The following is a 16,675-nucleotide window of genomic DNA, read 5'->3' as shown; positions in this document are numbered from 1 at the left end:
AGAACGCGACCGTCAGGGGAGCGGAGTGTTCCGATTCCCCAGCCGGGACGTGTCGACCGTGTCGTGCGCACCCCGGACCACCCCGATGATGAACCCCGCGCCCCACGACAGGTGCATCGTGGGCAGGACCGCCAGCGTCCAGAGCTTGTCGCGCCAGCCGGTGCCTCCGCCCGAGCCGATCGCGACGACGATGATCAGGACCGCGTAGGCGATGACGGGGAGATACACGACGGATGCCGCGACCGCCCACCAGCTCGTCACGACGCCGGTCGCCTGGAGGATGCCGACGAGCAGGCTGAGCACCAGCGCGAGGACGAGCGCCGGCGGTGCGAAGAACCTGACGGAGTTTCCGCGCCCGTATCGGCGGACGAGCTCCCCGCGCCAGCGTCCGGTGGCGGAGAACTGCCGGACGAGCCTCGTCCAGCTCTCGCGCGGCCAATACGTCACGGCGAGGGACGGGTCGAACCACACTCGGTAGCCCGCCCTTCGGATCCGCAGGTTCAGCTCCCAGTCCTCGCCGCGACGGATGCTCTCGTCGAAGAGGCCGACCTCCTCCAGGACCGATCGGCGCATCACCCCCAGGTACGCCGACTCGGCCTCGCCCTCATGCGCGCCGCCGTGATAGGCGCCCCCGCCGAGGCCGATGGGGGAGTTGTACGCCCGGGCCACCGCGCGCTGGAACGGCGTTCGACCGTCGGCCTTCATCACGCCGCCCACGTTCGCGGCACCCACGCGGTTGAGGGTCTCCAGGGCCCGTGTGGTGTAGCCCGGCTCGAGTTCGGAGTGCGCATCGACGCGCACGATGGTCGGGTAGCGACCGGCGCGGATCGCCCGGTTCAGCCCGATCGGGATGTCGGCCTCGGGGTTGTCGACGAGCACGATGCGGTCGTCGGCGGCGAGTTCGCGCGCGAGTTCGGTCGTCCCGTCCGTCGACGGAGCGAGCGCCAGGACGAGCTCGGTCGGTCCCTCGACGTCCTGCGCGAGCACCGTCTCAACGGCGCGCCGGAGGTACGCGCGCTCGTTGAGCACCGGCATCACGAACGTCACCCCGGCGCCTGCGGCGACGACCGGCGCATCTTCGCGTCCGGGCTGGTCGACATGCACCCGTCGATCATGTCACGCAGGCCCGTCGGTATCCTGAAGGCGTGGGTCTCGTCTCGGATGCGAAGAAAGCCGCGGCGCTGCTGCGCAAAGCGGTCGTCAATCGCTCCGCGGTCGGCGAGGTGCGGCGAACCCTCTCGGAGCGGCCCGAGCACCCGCTGCACCACTACCGCGTGGCGGTGTACTTCGCCGACGGCGCGGTGAACATGTACCAGATCCGCCAGTGGTACAAGCCGCTCGCCGAGCTCGCGAAGACCTGGCCTGTGGTGGTCCTGAGTCGTGCGGCGACCGGTACCCGTGCGCTGCTGGCCGAGGACGCGCCGCCGGTCGCCTTCGTTCCGACGGTGCGCGATCTGGAGCGGTTCATCGCCACCCAGGACATCCGCATCGTGCTGTACGTGAATCAGAACACGCGGAACTTCCAGATGTTCCGGTACGGCCGCCGCTGGCACGTGTTCATCAACCACGGCGAGTCCGACAAGATGTACATGACGACCAACCAGTACAAGGCGTACGACTACGCGTTCATCGCGGGCGAGGCGGCTCGCGAACGGCTCGGCAGGGTGCTCTGGGACTACGACCTCGACCATCGCACGATCCAGATCGGGCGACCGCAGGCGGATCACTACTCCGGAGTGCTGCCCTACACGCCCGATGACCGGATCGTCGTGCTGTACGCGCCGACATGGGAGGGCGATCGCCCCTCCGCGCACTACGGCTCGATCCTGTCGCACGGCGAGACGCTGGTGAGGGCGCTGCTGGCGACCGGCCGCCACCGGGTGATCTACCGGCCGCATCCGCGCTCGGGTGTCGTGAATGCGGAGTACGGCGCCGCGAATCGGCGGATCATCGCAGCGCTCGCCGCCGCGAACGCCGCGGACGCGGCATCCCACCACGTCTTCGACGACGGCCCGGAGCTCGGCTGGCAGCTCGCCGCCGCCGACGTGGCGATCGTGGACATCTCGGCCATGGTGTACGACCGGCTGGCCGCCGACCGGCCTCTGATGGTCACGCGCCCGGCAGACCCTGAAGCCGCGATCGACACGCACGGGTACCTCTCGGCGTGCGAATGGCTCGATGCGGCGGATGCGGGGGCGATCGTCGCAGAGACCGATCGGGTGCTCGGGGATGCCGACGCCGTTGCCCGCCTGGAGGAGTGGGTCACCCGCTACTTCGGCGACACCGCGCCGGGTGCGGCCACCGCGCGTTTCCACGCGGCCGTCGCGGGGCTGATGGACTCATGGGACGAATGGCACGGTCCGCTGCTCGATGACGAGGAAGAGGACACCGAGCGCGAAGAGGCCGAGCTGGACGACTGAGGGTCAGGCGGCGGCCGCGGCCCTGCCGACGAGCCGTGCGATCGCGCGCAGCGGGATCGTGACCCAGGTCGGTCTGTTCCGCGACTCGTAGATCGCTTCATAGACCGCCTTGTCCAGTTCCAGGGCGGCCAGGAGCGCGTTCTCCACGTCCAGCTCCGCGCCCGAGACGCTCGCGTACCCCTCGACGAACGAGCGGCGCGCGTTCAGCGCCCACTCGCGCACGGCGTCGGGGGAGCGGTCGGGGTGGTCCAGGCCGATCGATCCGGCGACGTAGTCGAAGGATCGGAGCATGCCCGCGACGTCCCGCAGCGGGAGGTCCGACAGCACGCGCTCGGACATCGGCCGAAGCGGTTCTCCCTCGAAATCCAGCAGCACCCAGCCGCGGCCGGGCACCTGGAGCACCTGTCCGAGGTGGTAGTCGCCGTGGATGCGCTGCAGGGGCGGCCACGGCACCGAGGTCGCACGGGCGTACACGGCCTCGATCGCCTCGCGCCGGTCGGCGATCGCCGGGACCTCGGCGATCGCGATCGCGAGTCGCCTCCGCCACGTCGCAGCCGTGGACTCCCGGTCGACGGGCTCGGTCGCCTGCGTCGGGAACAGTCCCGCCAGCGACAGATGCACGTCTGCAGTGGCGGCCCCGAGCGCGTGCGCCCGATCGCGGAAGTCCTCACCCCGGGCGGCCGCGTGCAGCGCGACCCGCCACGCGTCCTCGACACCCGGGAGGAACTCCTGCGCGAAGGCCAGCGAGCCCGTCACGGTTCCGCCCGCGGTGGCGGGGTCCGGCCATGCGCCCTCGATCGAGCCGATCGCCTGCGGAACATGCGTCGAGCCGGCGTCCGCCAGCGCCGTCTGCAGTTCGATGTCCGGATTCAGGCCGGGGTGGATCTGGCGGAACACCTTGCAGATGATCGGCATCGCCCCGTCGTCCGAGCGGTAGATCAGCGACGTGTTGGACTGCTCGCCCGCGAGCACCGTGGCGGAGCGGCTCAGGTCCGACGGCACGATGCGCGTCGGATGTCCGGTGGCGACCGCGCGCGGTCCTCTGCCCTGGCCGCCGACGGTGACGAGTGCGAGCAGTGCGTCCGCGTATGCCGGGTCGAACGGCCCGTCGATGAAGGTCGTGCCGGGCTCCGGGCTTCCGATGATGTGGTCGGGAGAGGCATCGACGCTCGCCGTCGCGCGCGCCACGACGGGGATCTGGTACAGCACGGCGGGAAGAGCGCCCTCGTCGGCGACCAGGTACGTCCGCACGCGCGCGTCGCCGCCCCCGACGATCTCGCCGGCGCCCTCCGAGGTGGATGCCGGCGGCTCCCACCACGCGATCAGCCGCAGGCTCGGCAGCCGCCCCTTCGCGGCGTACCACCGCTGCCTCGGCATCCATGCCGCGAGGCACGCCAGCGTGCTGTCCATACCCCCGAGATTATGCCCCGGCGCCGAGAAGTGTCGACCCGTCGGCTGGAAGCGCTTGCACCGCTGCGCGCGGGGTGGGCGCTGAGCCCGTCCGCCGTGCATCTGCGACGATGAGCGCATGGATGCTCTGGAGGGCTGGGCGCGCACGGATGTCACGTTCGGCGAGGAGACGCGGGAGGTGTACCGCAAGGGTTCGGGGCGCGGGGTGATCATCATCCACGAGTTCCCCGGCATCGAGGAGAACCTCGTGAGGTTCGCGCAGGAGGTGGTGGATCAGGGCTTCACCGTGCTGCTGCCGCGCCTGTTCGGCACGCCGGGCGGCGGGCTGACGTTCTCGAACATCGCCGGTGACGTTCGGCAGTTCTGCGTGCGCCGCGAATTCTCGATCTTCGCGAGGGGCAGGACGAGCCCCGTCGCGGTCTGGCTTCGGGCGTTGGCCTCGCAGCTGCACGACGATGTCGGCGGTGACGGCGTGGGCGTCATCGGCATGTGCTTCACGGGCGGATTCGCCCTGGCGACCATGGCGGACGCGCCCGTGATCGCGCCGGTGATCGCGGAGCCCTCGCTGCCGGCGGCGATCGGACTGCCGCGCGCAGCAGCGGCGCGCGGCGCCGATCTCGGCCTGTCTCCGCACGATCTCGCGGTGGTGCGAGCCGGAACATGCGAAGTGCTCGGTCTGCGATACCGCACCGACCCTGCGACGTCCACGCGGTTCGACACGCTTCGCCGCGAGCTCGGCGACCGGTTCCTCGCCGTCGAGTTCGAAGGCAGGGGTCATTCGGTGCTCACCGGCGACCGCCGCGAATACGGGGTCGACCAGGTCCTCGACTTCCTCGATCGGACGCTCAACGATGAGCCCACCCGGCTGCCGCAGCGACGCAATGCGGCGGGGGAGGACCTCCTCGAGTCCCAGCTCGGTCCGGGCTTCCGCGCCGAGGTGACAGGGGACCCCGCGCGGGTGGTGCTGCATGTCGAGCGCGGACTGACACGGAAGGGTCTCGAACGCGCCGAGGCGATCACCCGCGAGGTGACCGGCGGCGATCCGGAGATCGTGCGACTGATCCCTCGTCGGCCCGAGGGCTGATCGGCTCGGCGCTCACTCCTGCGCGGGCGGCGTGCCGTCGCCTTCGGCCGACTCGGTCGCGCTCTGCGCGATCTCGACCACCGGGGCCACCGGGATGACGACCGATTCGATCGCCGTGCCGAGGAAGGCCAGGGAATCGGCCGACTCGATCGGCGCACCGAGCGATTCGGCCTCCGGGCGGGACTCGATCGGCTCGGACGGGAGACCGGCCCACTCGGCAGGCTCCTCCGGACGTGTGGTGAACTGACCCATGCATCCAGTCTGCGCCCGTTCGGCCTCGGATGCACCCGGCGGTGGCGGGAGCCCGACGTCGCTGCTCAGTCGTCGCTGAGACCGGTCTCGAGCGGGTCGTCGACCGATGCCGCAGCATCCGCCGCTTCGATCGCCTTGCGCTTGCGGGGCGTGACCGCACCGCCCACCCGGCGTCCGGCGGATCCGACGGCGGACACGCTGCGCGTGATGCCTCCGGCGATCGCGCCGCCGGCCCGTCTGATGCCGCGCGTGGCCGCGTGTTCGAGCCGCAGCGTGTCGGGACGAGGCTCGAGGTCCGCAGGAAGGTCGAGCGGCGGCAGTCCGAATGCGCGCCGCGAGCCGGTCAGCACCCGGCGACCGAGGATGTTGTTGCCTGCGCCGCCGATCGCGGCCCCGATTCCGAACGGCAGCGCCTTCCCCAGGAAGGAGGCGCCGCCGCGCGCGGCGAATGAGCGTACGAACATCGTCTTGAGGCGGTCGACGATGGGACCGAGCGCGGCCCGCGGAATGGTCTTGGTGACGAGCTCGCCCCAGTAGCGGTCGCGTGTCGGTCCTCGGCCGACGGCCTGACCGGCAAGCTGGGCGACGAGGTCGACGCCCTCCTTGCCGAGCATGAGCGTGAGGACGAGCGCGCGTGCGCGCTCGGGATCGGAGACCGGGATGCCGTGCACCTCGGCCACCGACTGTGCGAACAGCGTCGTCGCCTCGAGGAAGCCCACCGTCTCGACGCCGCTGAGGACCAGCGTCACTCCGGTGGTGATTCCGGGCACCACGGCCGTCGCGCCGACCGCCGCGCCACCGGTGGTCACGGCGGCGAGGTAGCGCCGCTCGAGGATGCGCACGATCTCGGCGGTGGTCGCGTTCGGGTGTCTCAGGCGGATGCTGCGCAGATGCGCCACGACGACCGGCCGCTGGATCGCGAGCACCCGGTCGAGCATCCGGATGATGGCGGGATGCTCGTCGGAGCCGGCAGGCGGAAGCCCTCCCGTCCACGGAGCGTCATCGGGGAGGGAGTGGATGCGGTGCACCTTGTCGGCCATCACGGCCGATCCTATGCGCGCGCTACTGAGCGAACGCTGGGCTTGACAACACCCGGCGCGTCATCTCAGACGAAGAGGTTCGCGCGCTCGAGATCCTCGGCGAAGTCGACCTCGACGGCGTACAGGTCCGAGATGTCGAGCGGCTCGAGCCGCACCGAGTCCTCGGCGATCGCGAGCTCGAGGCCGCGCTCGAAGTAGTCCTGGTCATCGACACGCGACAGCTGGCGGATGAATGCCTTCTTGTCGCCGCTGGAGATGTAGTTGATGCCGACCGCTTCGCCGATCCCGCCCTCGACCGTCTTGGAGAGCTCCTTGATGAACCCCTCGGCGGTGACGGTGTACTTGACCTCTTCGTCGCTCACCTTGGACGTGTTCACGGTCACGAACGACTGGTCGCGCTCGATCAGCTCGATGGCGCGTCCCAGCACGAGCGGGTCGAAGACGACGTCACCGTTCATCCAGAGCACGCCGCCCTTGCCGCTCTTGGTGAGCGCGCGCAGCAGGCTCTTGGACGTGTTCGTCTGGTCGTAGCGGTCGTTGTAGACGTACTCGACCTGCGGGAACGCCTCGACGATCGTCTCGGCCTTGTACCCGACCACGGTCATGATCTTGGCATCGGTGCCGAACGCCGCACGGATGTTGTCGTGCTGCTGCTGCATGATGCTGCGTCCGTCGCTGAGCTCGGTCAGCGGTTTCGGCAGGCTGCGGCCAAGCCGCGAGCCCATTCCGGCTGCGAGAATCACGGTCTGAAGGGTCAAAATCTGCTCCTGGGATGAGTGTCTTCACTGTCGGTTCACCGACGCGACACTCCCTCGTGCCAAATCCATGCTAGCGATGGCACCTGTGAAGGTGCATAATGCATGACCCCCGTTGCACATTCGTGACAAAACGGATATGTCGACAACCGCCGTCGCGCATTGCCGGGCTCGCGCGGGCCCTTGGTAGGTTGTATCGGTGACAGCCTCTCTGCCGGTGCCACAAGACGCCCATCCGACTGGTCCGGATGGCGCTCGCGGCGGCGCGCGCGGGCAGACCGCCCCGGTCACGGCGCTGCCGCCGAAGCCGAAGACTCCCGCGGAGGTCGCCGCGCAGCAGGATGCCGGATCCCCGCCGGCGCCGAAGCGCCCCAAGCGCGCGCCACGCAAGAAGCCGCAGGCGGATCCCGGTCCGCCGCCCCCGCTGCCGCCGGATCTGGTGATCCCGCCCAAGCCGCCGCTTCCGCCGGTCGCCGAGGAAGAGGCGACCGAGCACGTGGAGCCCGAGGCGCCGAACGAGATCGAGGCTGAGATCGAGACCGAAACCCTGGTCGAGCAGACCGACACCCCGGACCTCGCCCCGGCGCTTCCGGCCGACGAGCCCGAAGCCTCCACGGCGACGGATGCCGAGGCGGCAGCACTCGAAACCGACGAGCCCGAGGTCACGCCGATGCCGGTGGACGAGCCCGAGGTCCAGCCGCTGCCGGTGGATGAGCCCGAGGTCCAGCCGCTGCCGGTGGATGAGCCCGTGGTTCCGCCGCTGCCGGTCGTGGACGAGCCCGAAGACGTCGTCGACGCACCCGCGCCCGCGATCGCGCCTGACCCTGAGCCGGCGATCGATCATGCGCCAGAGGCTCCGGCCGAGCCCGCCGCCGCGGAGCCGGCGGTCGCCGTGGCGGTCGCACCGGTGCCGCTGGAGCACGCGGCGGAGATCGCGGCACCGCCGGCGGCCGAGGTGCCGGAGGTGCTGGTCGCCGCTCCCATCGCGCCGAGCGTCGCGCTGGGCGGTTCCGCACTCGTCGTGAAGGGCGTCACGAAGGCGTTCGGCGACACACGGGCGGTGGACGGCATCGACCTGACCGTGCCGACCGGCATCTTCTACGGCCTCGTCGGCCCGAACGGCGCCGGCAAGACCACGACGCTGTCCATGATCGCGGGTCTGCTGCGGCCCGATCGCGGCTCGATCCGGGTGAACGGCGTGGACGCGGTGTCCGCCCCGCTGGCGGCGAAGCGGCAGATGGGAGTCCTTCCCGACCGGCTTCGCACGTTCGATCGGCTGACCGGGCGTCAGCTGCTGCACTACTACGGCGTCCTGCGGGGCCTTCCCTCCGCCGTCGTGGAGAGCCGCACGAACGATCTGGCGCGCGCCTTCGACCTCTCCGATTCGCTCGGCCGGGTGGTCTCGGACTACTCGGCGGGCATGGTCAAGAAGGTGATGCTCGCGGGGGCGATGATCCACTCGCCGAGGCTGCTCGTGCTCGACGAGCCCTTCGAGGCGGTGGATCCGGTCTCGAGCGCGATCATCCTCGACATCCTGAAGACGTACGTCGCCCACGGCGGAACGGTCATCCTCTCCAGCCACGGCATGGACCTCGTCGAGCGGGTGTGCTCGAGGGTCGCCGTCATCGTGGCAGGGCAGGTGCTCGCCGAAGGGACAGTCGACGAGGTCCGCGGCGAGCTCACGCTCGAGCAGCGGTTCATCGAACTCGCCGGCGGCCTCAGCGACGTGGAGGGCCTGGAGTGGCTGCACACGTTCTCCGACTGAGGATCGCCCTTCTGCTGGGCGCGCTCCGCGGAGATGCCGCTCACGTGCGTCGCACGATCCTCGGGATCATCCTGCTCATCGGCGCGACCGGCGTCGCCTGCTGGGCGCTGCTCACGCTGCGCGACGCGGCGACCGACGTCGCGCAGGCCGTCATCGTGCTGGGCGGTGCGGCAGTCACACTCGGCTTCGCGCTCGCCCCGCTGATCGCCGGCGCGACCGATCCACTGGACCCGCGTCGGTTCGTCGTGCTCGGCCTCCCTTCCGGCAGGCTCGCAGCCGTGCTGGCAGCCGCCGGGTTCATCAGCGTTCCCACGTTCGCGCTGCTCGCGGTGTCGGTGTGCGCCGCGATCGTCTGGGCCGAGCACGGAGTGCCCGGCCTGGTCGGCGGAGTCGGCGTGCTCCTCGGCGTCGCCACCTGCGTGCTGCTGGCCCGCGTCTGCATGGCGCTGACCGCGCTGTTCCTCCGCGAACGTCGATCCCGCGAGCTCTCCGGACTGTTCGCCCTCGCGATCCTGGTCGTCGTCGTGCCCGTCGGGGTGTTCTTCGCCTCGCTCGAGTGGGGCGGCCGCGTTCCCACTCAGCTGGCCGAGGCGATCTCGACCCTTGCGATCACGCCCCTGGGTGCGGCCTGGGCGTTCCCCGGCCGACTTGCGCAGGGCGGCGCAGAATCCGCGATGCCCGCGCTCCTGATCGCGATGGCCACGCTCATCGTCCTCGGCCTGGTGTGGTGGCTCCTCGTGCGACGGCTCCTGTCGACGACCGAGCGTCCCGTCTCGGTCCGCGAGCGCGGAGGACTCGGCTGGTTCGCGGTCGCACCCGGAACCCCAGGCGGCGCGGTCGCCGCGCGGAGTCTTGTGTACTGGCTGCGCGACCGGCGCTACCTCGTCAACATCATCGTCATCCCGTTCGCTGCTGCACTCACGGCCGTGCCGCTGCTGATCGCGGGGGTGCCGCCGGAGATCGTCGCACTGGTGCCGGTTCCGATCGTCGCGCTGTTCCTGGGGTGGCTGCCGCACAACGACCTCGCGTACGACTCGACCGCGGTCTGGATGCACATCGCGAGTGGCGTGCGGGGGGTGTCCGACCGGATCGGCCGGCTTGTTCCGGTGCTGCTGATCGGCATCCCGCTGCTGGCAGTGCTCGTCCCGGTGGCGATCTCGCTGCACGGGCGGTGGGCGCTGCTGCCGGCGATGGTGGGCGTGTGCACGGCCCTGTTCCTCTCGGGCCTCGGCCTGTCGAGCATCTCGTCGGTCGTCTCGCCGTATGCGGTCTCCCGGCCGGGGGAGAGTCCCTTCCAGCAGCCCCAGCGCACCGGCGCGGCCGGAGCGATCGCGCAGGGCATGGTGATGCTCGGTGCGATCGCACTCAGCGCGCCCGCGCTGTGGTGGGCCTGGATCGCGCTGACCCGAGACATCGAGGCGGCGACGATGGCGCTGTGGGGCGGCGTCGGCATCGGCCTGGCGGTCCTGATCATCGGGATCGCGATCGGCTCCGCGGTGTTCGAGCGCCGCGGCGGCCGGCTCATGGAGTTCGCGGAATCGATCTGAGCTTCGCGGCGGTGCGCGTGGCGCATCATCCTGCCCCCCGGACGCGAGGCCGCGATACACTGACTGACCATGAGCACCCCTCTCGACAGCCCGGATCAGGGTGGCATCGCAACCCTCGATCGTGAGCTCGAAGAGCTCATCCGGGAAGAGAACCTCGAACCCGGCGATCACGAGCGCTTCTCGCACTACGTGAAGAAGGAGAAGATCCTCGAGTCGGCGATCACGGGCAAGCCCGTCAGGGCGCTGTGCGGCAAGAAGTGGACGCCTGGGCGCGATCCGGAGAAGTTCCCGGTGTGCCCGACGTGCAAGGAGATCTACGAGTCGCTGGTCGGCTGACCGCGTAGGGGGCGCCTCAGGAACGGCGGGCCGTCAGCCCTCGGCGTCGACGTACACCGTGGGGATCGCCGGATCCGAGCGACTGAGCGCGAGCCCGCGCACCGGCAGCTCCTCTCGCACACGGGAATGATGCGCGCGCGCCGCTTCGACACCCGCGTGACCCTCGTACGCGGCATCCGCTTCGCCGTGCACGACGAGCTGCACCTGGAGCGGCCGGGAGTCGGGATGCTCGGAGGGTGTGTCGACCTGCTCGAAGCCGTCTGAGACGGCGATGAGCTCGGTCGTCGCTGTGCCGTTGTCCAGGGTGCGGAACGCCGCCTTGCGACCGCCCTTGGAACCCTTGTCGGTCGAGGCCTTGGCGACCGCGGTCCAGGAGCCGTCGGTGCCCTGCCGGGCGACGAGCTTGTAGACCATGCCCGCGGTCGGCGTACCTGAGCCGGTCACGACCGAGGTGCCGACGCCGTACGCGTCGACGGGGGATGCCGCGAGTGCGGCGATCGCGTACTCGTCGAGGTCGCTGGTCACGGTGATCCTCGTCGAGGTCGCGCCGAGTTCGTCCAGCTGCGTGCGGACGGCCGCTGCGACGGCCGGCAGGTCGCCCGAGTCGATGCGCACACCGCCGAGCCCGGGGCCGGCGACGCGGATCGCCGTCTCGACGCCCTGCGGGGTGTCGTAGGTGTCCACGAGGAGCGTCGTATCGGTCCCGAGCGCGTCGATCTGGGCGCGGAACGCCTCTTCCTCCGTGTCGTGGAGGAGCGTCCAGGCGTGCGCGGCCGTGCCCATCGTGGGGATGCCCCAGCGGCGCCCAGCCTCCAGGTTGCTGGTCGCGCCGAATCCGGTGATGTAGGCGGCGCGCGCCGCGGCGACGGCCGACTCCTCACCGGCGCGTCGGGAGCCCATCTCGGCGAGCGGCCGGTCGCCTGCAGCGATGCTCATGCGTGCTGCCGCCGACGCGACGGCGGAGTCGTGATTGAGCACGCTCAGCGCGAGCGTCTCGAGCACCACGGCTTCTGCGAACGACCCCTCGATCGTGAGGATCGGCGACCCGGGGAAGTACAGTTCGCCCTCGCGGTAGCCCGTGATCCAGCCTGTGAAGCGGTATCCGGCCAGGAAGTCCAGGGTGTCGGCATCCACCACGCGGTTGTCGCGGAGGAACCGCAGCTCGTCCTCGCCGAAGCGGAAGTCCTCGATGAGCGAGAGCAGCCGGCCCGTGCCGGCGACGACGCCGAACCGCCGCCCGCCGGCGAGGCGCCGCGCGAACAGCTCGAACACGCAATGGCGCTGCGCGGTTCCGTCGCGCAGCGCGGCATCCAGCATCGTCAGCTCATAGCGGTCGGTGTGCAGGGCGGTGCTGCGCGCGCTCATGGGGTCAGCCTACTGAGGCGGTCGGGACCCCAGCGGGCCCAGGTAGGCTGGTCCATCGTGAATGACGCGCCGATCGGCATCTTCGACTCCGGGGTCGGCGGGCTCACCGTCGCCCGGGCGATCTCCGCTCAGCTGCCGCGTGAGTCGCTGCTCTACATCGGCGACACCGCGCGCTCGCCCTACGGCCCGAAGCCCATCGCCGATGTGCGCCGGTACTCGCTCGAGATCCTCGACACCCTCGTCGATCAGGGCGTGAAGATGCTCGTGATCGCGTGCAACACCGCATCGGCCGCGATGCTGCGCGATGCGCGCGAGCGCTACGACGTCCCGGTCGTCGAAGTGATCGGCCCGGCGGTCCGCACCGCGATGTCGACCACCCGCAACGGACGGATCGGCGTCATCGGCACGGCCGGAACGATCGGCTCGGGCGCGTACCAGGACATGCTCGAGGTGAACGAGAAGCTCACGGTCTTCGCCGAGGCGTGCCCGCGATTCGTCGAGTTCGTCGAGGCAGGCGTCACCGACTCGCCCGAAGTCCTCGCGGTCGCCGAGCAGTACCTCGCGTCGCTGCGCCACGCCGGAGTCGACACGCTCGTGCTCGGGTGCACGCACTATCCGTTCCTCGAGGGCGCCATCAGCTACGTCATGGGATCGGAGGTGTCGCTCGTCTCGAGCGACACCGAGACCGCGAAGGACGTCTACCGTCAGCTGGTGAGCCGAGACCTGCTCGCCGGACCGGGTGCCGCACCCCGCCACATCTACGAGGCGACAGGTGCCTCGGCCGACGACTTCCTCAGGCTCGCCCACCGGCTGATGGGCCGCGAGGTCACCGAGGTGCAGCTCGTGCAGACCGGGGCGATCGACCTGCCCACGCTTCGCTGAGGCGCTCGCCTCGGCATCCGTGTCCCGATCGTGCAGGCGACACGCCGTGCGCACGATGCGAAAGTGGGACATCGACAGAATGAGAGAGACAGATCGAATGAGCGACATCATCCGTGCAGACGGCCGCGCTGTCGACCAGCTGCGGCCGATCACGATCGAGCGTGGCTGGAGCAGCCACGCGGAGGGCTCCGCCCTCATCTCGTTCGGCGGGACCAAGGTGCTGTGCACCGCATCGTTCACGAACGGCGTGCCGCGGTGGCTCACCGGCAAGGGCAAGGGCTGGGTCACGGCGGAGTATGCGATGCTGCCGCGGGCGACGAACAGTCGCAACGACCGCGAGAGCGTCAAGGGCAGGATCGGCGGCCGCACCCACGAGATCTCGCGCCTGGTGGGGCGCGCGCTGCGCGCGGTCGTGGACACCAAGGCGCTCGGCGAGAACACGATCGTGATCGACTGCGACGTGCTGCAGGCAGACGGCGGCACGCGCACCGCGGCCATCACCGGCGCGTACGTCGCCCTCGCCGATGCGATCGAGTGGGGCCGCGCCAAGAAGTTCATCGGGCAGAAGGCCACGCCGCTGATCGACTCCGTCGCCGCCGTGTCGGTCGGGATCATCGACGGCGAGCCGATGCTCGACCTCGCTTACGTCGAGGACGTGCGCGCCGAGACCGACATGAACATCGTCGTGACGGGTCGCGGGCTCTTCGTCGAGGTCCAGGGCACCGCCGAGGGAGCGCCCTTCGACAAGCGCGAGCTGGACGCACTGCTCGAGCTCGGCGTCGCCGGATGCGCGGATCTCCGCGACCTCCAGGCGGCGGCGCTCGCGGCGGAGTGATGGCGGCCACGGGCCCGGCGGCCCGCCCGCGCCGAATCGTGCTGGCGACCCACAACCCGCACAAGGTGGAGGAGTTCGGCGCGATCGTCGCAGCCACCCGGCCCGATCTCGAGGTCGTCGGGTACGACGGCCCGGAGCCGGTCGAGGATGGTGTGACCTTCGCCGAGAACGCCCTCATCAAGGCCCGTGCCGCAGCCGCGCACACGGGCCTGCCCGCTCTCGCCGACGACTCCGGCATCTGCGTGGATGTGCTCGGCGGTGCCCCCGGCGTCTTCTCCGCGTACTGGGCGGGTCATGCGAAGGATGCCGCGGCCAATCTGCAGCTGCTCCTTGATCAGCTCTCCGACGTCCGCGACCCGCATCGCACCGCATCCTTCGTCTCGACGATCGCCCTGGTTCTGCCCGAAGGGGAGGAGCACGTCGTGGAGGGCCGCTGGCCCGGCCGGCTCGCTGCAGCGGCATCCGGCGGGGGCGGGTTCGGCTACGACCCGATCTTCGTGCCGGACGGACAGCCCGCCGACTCCGAACGCACCGTGGGGGAGTGGGACGCGGCCGAGAAGAACGCGGCATCCCATCGCGCCCGCGCGTTCCGCGCGCTCGCCCCGCTGCTCGCCGCGATCTGACCGAGGCACGCCCGGTCGATCGCTTCGCAATACCGGCTTGCGTACGCTGTACGCTATGAGGTAACGTACATCGTACACAAACTCTTTCGAGCCACTACAGGAGCCGTCATGTCCTTCCTCCGCTGGATCCCCACGTTCCTCGCCTTTCCGCTGAGCGGGCTCGCCGCGATGCTCCTGTTCGGCTCGGTCGGCAGTCCGCTGGTCGCCGCGGCCGGAGGACTTCTCACCGGCGCCGTCATCGGGGGAGCCCAATGGCTCGCGCTCGGACGAGCGGTGAACTGGCTGTGGCTGGTCGGATCGTCGGCGGCGGTGTCGGTGGGCATGTCCCTCTCCGTCGCCGTCGCAGGCGCGCCCACCACCCCGGCAGCCGCGATCACCGCGGGGGCGATCACGGGCCTGCTGCTCGGTGGCGTGCAGGGCGTGCTCCTGCGCCGCGGGCTCCCGGTCGCCGCGCTGTGGACCGCGCTCGTGGGTCTCAGCTGGACCCTGGGCTGGATCATCACGTCGTTCGTCATCGTCGACATCGATCGCGGCCACATCGTGTTCGGAGCCAGCGGTGCCCTGGTCGCCACGGTGATCACCGGCGTCGCCCTCCGCCTCATCCTCGGACCCCGGACCCGACGGGTCGCCGACCACCCGGCCGCCGATTCCGCGGTCACCGACGCGGCGAGCGTCTGAGCGCCATGCACATCGTCACCGGCATCCTGCTGATCGCCCTGCCGATCGCCTTCAACGTCGCCTTCGCCGCCCTCGCCGCGCGCTTCGCCTACCCCGACATCCTGCGCCGGCCCACCGCCGAGATCCTCGAGCGCTTCCGCGCGGGCGGCTCCTCGCTCGTCCTGCTCTGGTGGTCGTTCGCGATGACCGCGGTGCTGCTCGCGCCGCTCGCGGCGCTCGTCTCCGCGAGCCTGAGCGGTGCGGATGCCGCCCTGCTGTCGACCGCGCTCGTCGTCGGCGTCCTGGCCGCGCTGGTGCAGTTCCTGGGACTCATCCGCTGGCCGTTCCTGGTGCCGTTCCTCGCGCGTGCGGACGCGGACCCGGAGACCACGCCGGCGCAGCGAGATGCGATCGACATCGTGTTCCAGTCCTTCAACCGGTATCTGGGGGTCGCCGTCGGGGAGCACCTCGCCTACCTGCTCAGCGGCGCGTGGACCGTGCTGGTCGGTGTCGCCATCACCCAGTCGACTGCGGTGCCCGGATGGATCGGAGTCGTCGGCATCGTCGTCGGCGCGGTGCTCGCGCTCTGCTCGTTCGAATTCGTCGGACGCTTCGAGGAGCGCGGCTGGAGGCTCGCCGGCTTCCTCACCCCGATCGCCTACATCGCATGGTCGATCTGGCTGGCCGGGACCGGCATCGCATTCCTGCTGTGACCCGGATCGAGGCGATAACGGCTCTCATTCCCGACTAGCGAGGCGCGCCCCAAGCCCGCGTGCCCGGTCGTAGCCTGAAGACATGCACGACCACGCGCCCGGCATCCGCGGCACCGGCAATCGCCGGCTGCTCGCGATCTCGCTCGCGATCACCTCCGTCGTGATGGTCGTGCAGATCGTCGGGGCGGCACTGTCGGGTTCGCTGGCACTGCTGGCGGATGCCGCGCACATGTTCACGGATGCCGCGGCACTGGTGATCGCGCTGATCGCGAGCGTCGTCGCAGCCCGTCCGGCGAACGATCGCCGCACGTTCGGGTTCCAGCGCGCCGAGGTCTTCGGCGCCCTCGTGAACGGCGTGATCCTGATCGCGCTGTCGGTCTGGGTCGCGATCGAAGGGATCCAGCGGCTGCTCAACCCCTCCGACGTCGAGGTGTCGGGTGGACTCATGCTCGTCATCGCGATCATCGGCCTGATCGCGAATGCGGTGGCGATGTGGCTGCTGAGCGCGGCGCAGCGCACCAGCATCAACGTGCGGGGGGCGTACCTGGAGGTCATGGGCGACCTGATCGGCTCGGCAGCCGTGATCGTGGCGGCGATCGTGATCGTCACGACCGGATGGCTGCAGGCCGACGCGATCGCTTCGCTGCTCATCGCGGCCATGATCATCCCGCGGGCGATCTCGCTGCTGCGCGAAGTGGTCTCGGTGCTGAGCGAGTCGACCCCCAAGGGCATGCACGTGACCGAGATCAGGGATCACATCCTCTCGACGCCAGGAGTCGTGGACTGCCACGACGTGCACGTCTGGCAGCTCACGCGCGGCGCGCCGGTCTTCACCGCGCACGTGGTCGTCGACGATGCCGCGCTCGCGGACGGGCAGTCCGCCGCGATCCTGCAGCGGCTGCAGTCGTGCCTGAGCGAGCACTTCGATGTGGAGCACTCGACGTTCCAGCTCGAGCCGGCCGGGCACGTCGAGCACGACGCGCACGCCTAG

17 protein-coding genes are annotated in these 16,675 nt (G+C 70.4%); 11 read left to right on the top strand and 6 right to left on the bottom strand.

The genetic code is table 11. The annotated features are described in order from the left end of the window. Window positions 1-12: 12 nt before the first annotated feature. Window positions 13-1,104 (bottom strand): glycosyltransferase, encoded by a 1,092-nt coding sequence (locus tag BM349_RS11435; RefSeq protein ID WP_254773837.1) that lies wholly within the window; start codon window positions 1,102-1,104, stop codon window positions 13-15. 41 nt (window positions 1,105-1,145) lie between these two features. Between BM349_RS11435 and BM349_RS11430 the strand changes: the two genes are divergently transcribed. After that, the gene (locus BM349_RS11430; protein WP_091706954.1) at window positions 1,146-2,420 is read left to right on the top strand and encodes a CDP-glycerol glycerophosphotransferase family protein; all 1,275 of its coding nucleotides are present in this window, start codon (window positions 1,146-1,148) and stop codon (window positions 2,418-2,420) included. Between the two features lie 3 nt (window positions 2,421-2,423). Here the strand turns inward: BM349_RS11430 and BM349_RS11425 are convergent, their stop codons facing one another. Continuing rightward, window positions 2,424-3,830: a maltokinase N-terminal cap-like domain-containing protein gene (locus BM349_RS11425; RefSeq protein WP_091706953.1), complete on the bottom strand. Its 1,407-nt coding sequence runs from the start codon at window positions 3,828-3,830 to the stop codon at window positions 2,424-2,426. Window positions 3,831-3,948: 118 nt separating this feature from the next. Here BM349_RS11425 and BM349_RS11420 point away from each other — a divergent pair, with 118 nt between their 5' ends. Further along, window positions 3,949-4,914 carry a dienelactone hydrolase family protein gene (locus BM349_RS11420; RefSeq protein WP_091706952.1) on the top strand — a complete coding sequence of 322 codons (966 nt, stop codon included), beginning with the start codon at window positions 3,949-3,951 and terminating at the stop codon, window positions 4,912-4,914. A 12-nt stretch (window positions 4,915-4,926) separates the two neighbouring features. Here the strand turns inward: BM349_RS11420 and BM349_RS11415 are convergent, their stop codons facing one another. From BM349_RS11415 to BM349_RS11405, 3 genes are all read right to left on the bottom strand, one after another. Next, window positions 4,927-5,166 (bottom strand): hypothetical protein, encoded by a 240-nt coding sequence (locus BM349_RS11415; protein WP_091706951.1) that lies wholly within the window; start codon window positions 5,164-5,166, stop codon window positions 4,927-4,929. Between the two features lie 65 nt (window positions 5,167-5,231). Beyond that, on the bottom strand, window positions 5,232-6,206 hold the full coding sequence (locus BM349_RS11410) for a hypothetical protein (RefSeq protein WP_091706950.1): 975 nt from the start codon (window positions 6,204-6,206) through the stop codon (window positions 5,232-5,234). A gap of 65 nt (window positions 6,207-6,271) precedes the next feature. Beyond that, window positions 6,272-6,964: a phosphocholine cytidylyltransferase family protein gene (locus tag BM349_RS11405; protein WP_091706949.1), complete on the bottom strand. Its 693-nt coding sequence runs from the start codon at window positions 6,962-6,964 to the stop codon at window positions 6,272-6,274. Window positions 6,965-7,160: 196 nt separating this feature from the next. Between BM349_RS11405 and BM349_RS18965 the strand changes: the two genes are divergently transcribed. The 3 genes from BM349_RS18965 to BM349_RS11390 all read left to right on the top strand — a co-directional run bounded on the left by BM349_RS18965 (window position 7,161) and on the right by BM349_RS11390 (window position 10,609). Continuing rightward, a complete protein-coding gene (locus BM349_RS18965; RefSeq protein ID WP_254773836.1) occupies window positions 7,161-8,726 on the top strand; it encodes an ABC transporter ATP-binding protein in 1,566 nt (521 codons plus the stop codon). Further along, entirely contained in the window at window positions 8,702-10,273 is a 1,572-nt protein-coding gene (locus BM349_RS11395) for a hypothetical protein (RefSeq protein WP_091706948.1), read from the top strand. Before BM349_RS18965 ends, BM349_RS11395 begins: the two co-directional genes overlap by 25 nt. A gap of 69 nt (window positions 10,274-10,342) precedes the next feature. After that, window positions 10,343-10,609: a DUF3039 domain-containing protein gene (locus BM349_RS11390; protein WP_091706947.1), complete on the top strand. Its 267-nt coding sequence runs from the start codon at window positions 10,343-10,345 to the stop codon at window positions 10,607-10,609. Window positions 10,610-10,642: 33 nt separating this feature from the next. Here BM349_RS11390 and BM349_RS11385 read toward each other — a convergent pair whose 3' ends face one another. Beyond that, window positions 10,643-11,974, bottom strand: coding sequence for a nicotinate phosphoribosyltransferase (locus tag BM349_RS11385; RefSeq protein WP_091706946.1), 1,332 nt, complete (start codon window positions 11,972-11,974; stop codon window positions 10,643-10,645). A 57-nt stretch (window positions 11,975-12,031) separates the two neighbouring features. Here BM349_RS11385 and murI point away from each other — a divergent pair, with 57 nt between their 5' ends. The 6 genes from murI to BM349_RS11355 all read left to right on the top strand — a co-directional run bounded on the left by murI (window position 12,032) and on the right by BM349_RS11355 (window position 16,675). Continuing rightward, window positions 12,032-12,856, top strand: a complete 825-nt coding sequence (murI, locus tag BM349_RS11380; protein WP_091706945.1) for a glutamate racemase — start codon at window positions 12,032-12,034, stop codon at window positions 12,854-12,856. A gap of 97 nt (window positions 12,857-12,953) precedes the next feature. Continuing rightward, a complete protein-coding gene (gene rph / locus BM349_RS11375; RefSeq protein ID WP_091706944.1) occupies window positions 12,954-13,691 on the top strand; it encodes a ribonuclease PH in 738 nt (245 codons plus the stop codon). After that, window positions 13,691-14,314 (top strand): RdgB/HAM1 family non-canonical purine NTP pyrophosphatase, encoded by a 624-nt coding sequence (gene rdgB / locus BM349_RS11370; protein ID WP_091706943.1) that lies wholly within the window; start codon window positions 13,691-13,693, stop codon window positions 14,312-14,314. Before rph ends, rdgB begins: the two co-directional genes overlap by 1 nt. Window positions 14,315-14,422: 108 nt before the next feature. Beyond that, window positions 14,423-14,992 (top strand): hypothetical protein, encoded by a 570-nt coding sequence (locus tag BM349_RS11365; RefSeq protein ID WP_091706942.1) that lies wholly within the window; start codon window positions 14,423-14,425, stop codon window positions 14,990-14,992. Between the two features lie 5 nt (window positions 14,993-14,997). Beyond that, window positions 14,998-15,684 (top strand): DUF4386 family protein, encoded by a 687-nt coding sequence (locus tag BM349_RS11360; RefSeq protein ID WP_091706941.1) that lies wholly within the window; start codon window positions 14,998-15,000, stop codon window positions 15,682-15,684. 82 nt (window positions 15,685-15,766) lie between these two features. Next, the gene (locus BM349_RS11355; RefSeq protein WP_091706940.1) at window positions 15,767-16,675 is read left to right on the top strand and encodes a cation diffusion facilitator family transporter; all 909 of its coding nucleotides are present in this window, start codon (window positions 15,767-15,769) and stop codon (window positions 16,673-16,675) included.

The sequence above is a fragment of the Microbacterium sp. cf046 genome (genome assembly GCF_900114345.1).
In the GTDB taxonomy this organism is placed as follows: domain Bacteria; phylum Actinomycetota; class Actinomycetes; order Actinomycetales; family Microbacteriaceae; genus Microbacterium.
Note: the sequence above shows the minus strand (reverse complement) of the source record. Positions and strands in the feature narration are given on the sequence as shown.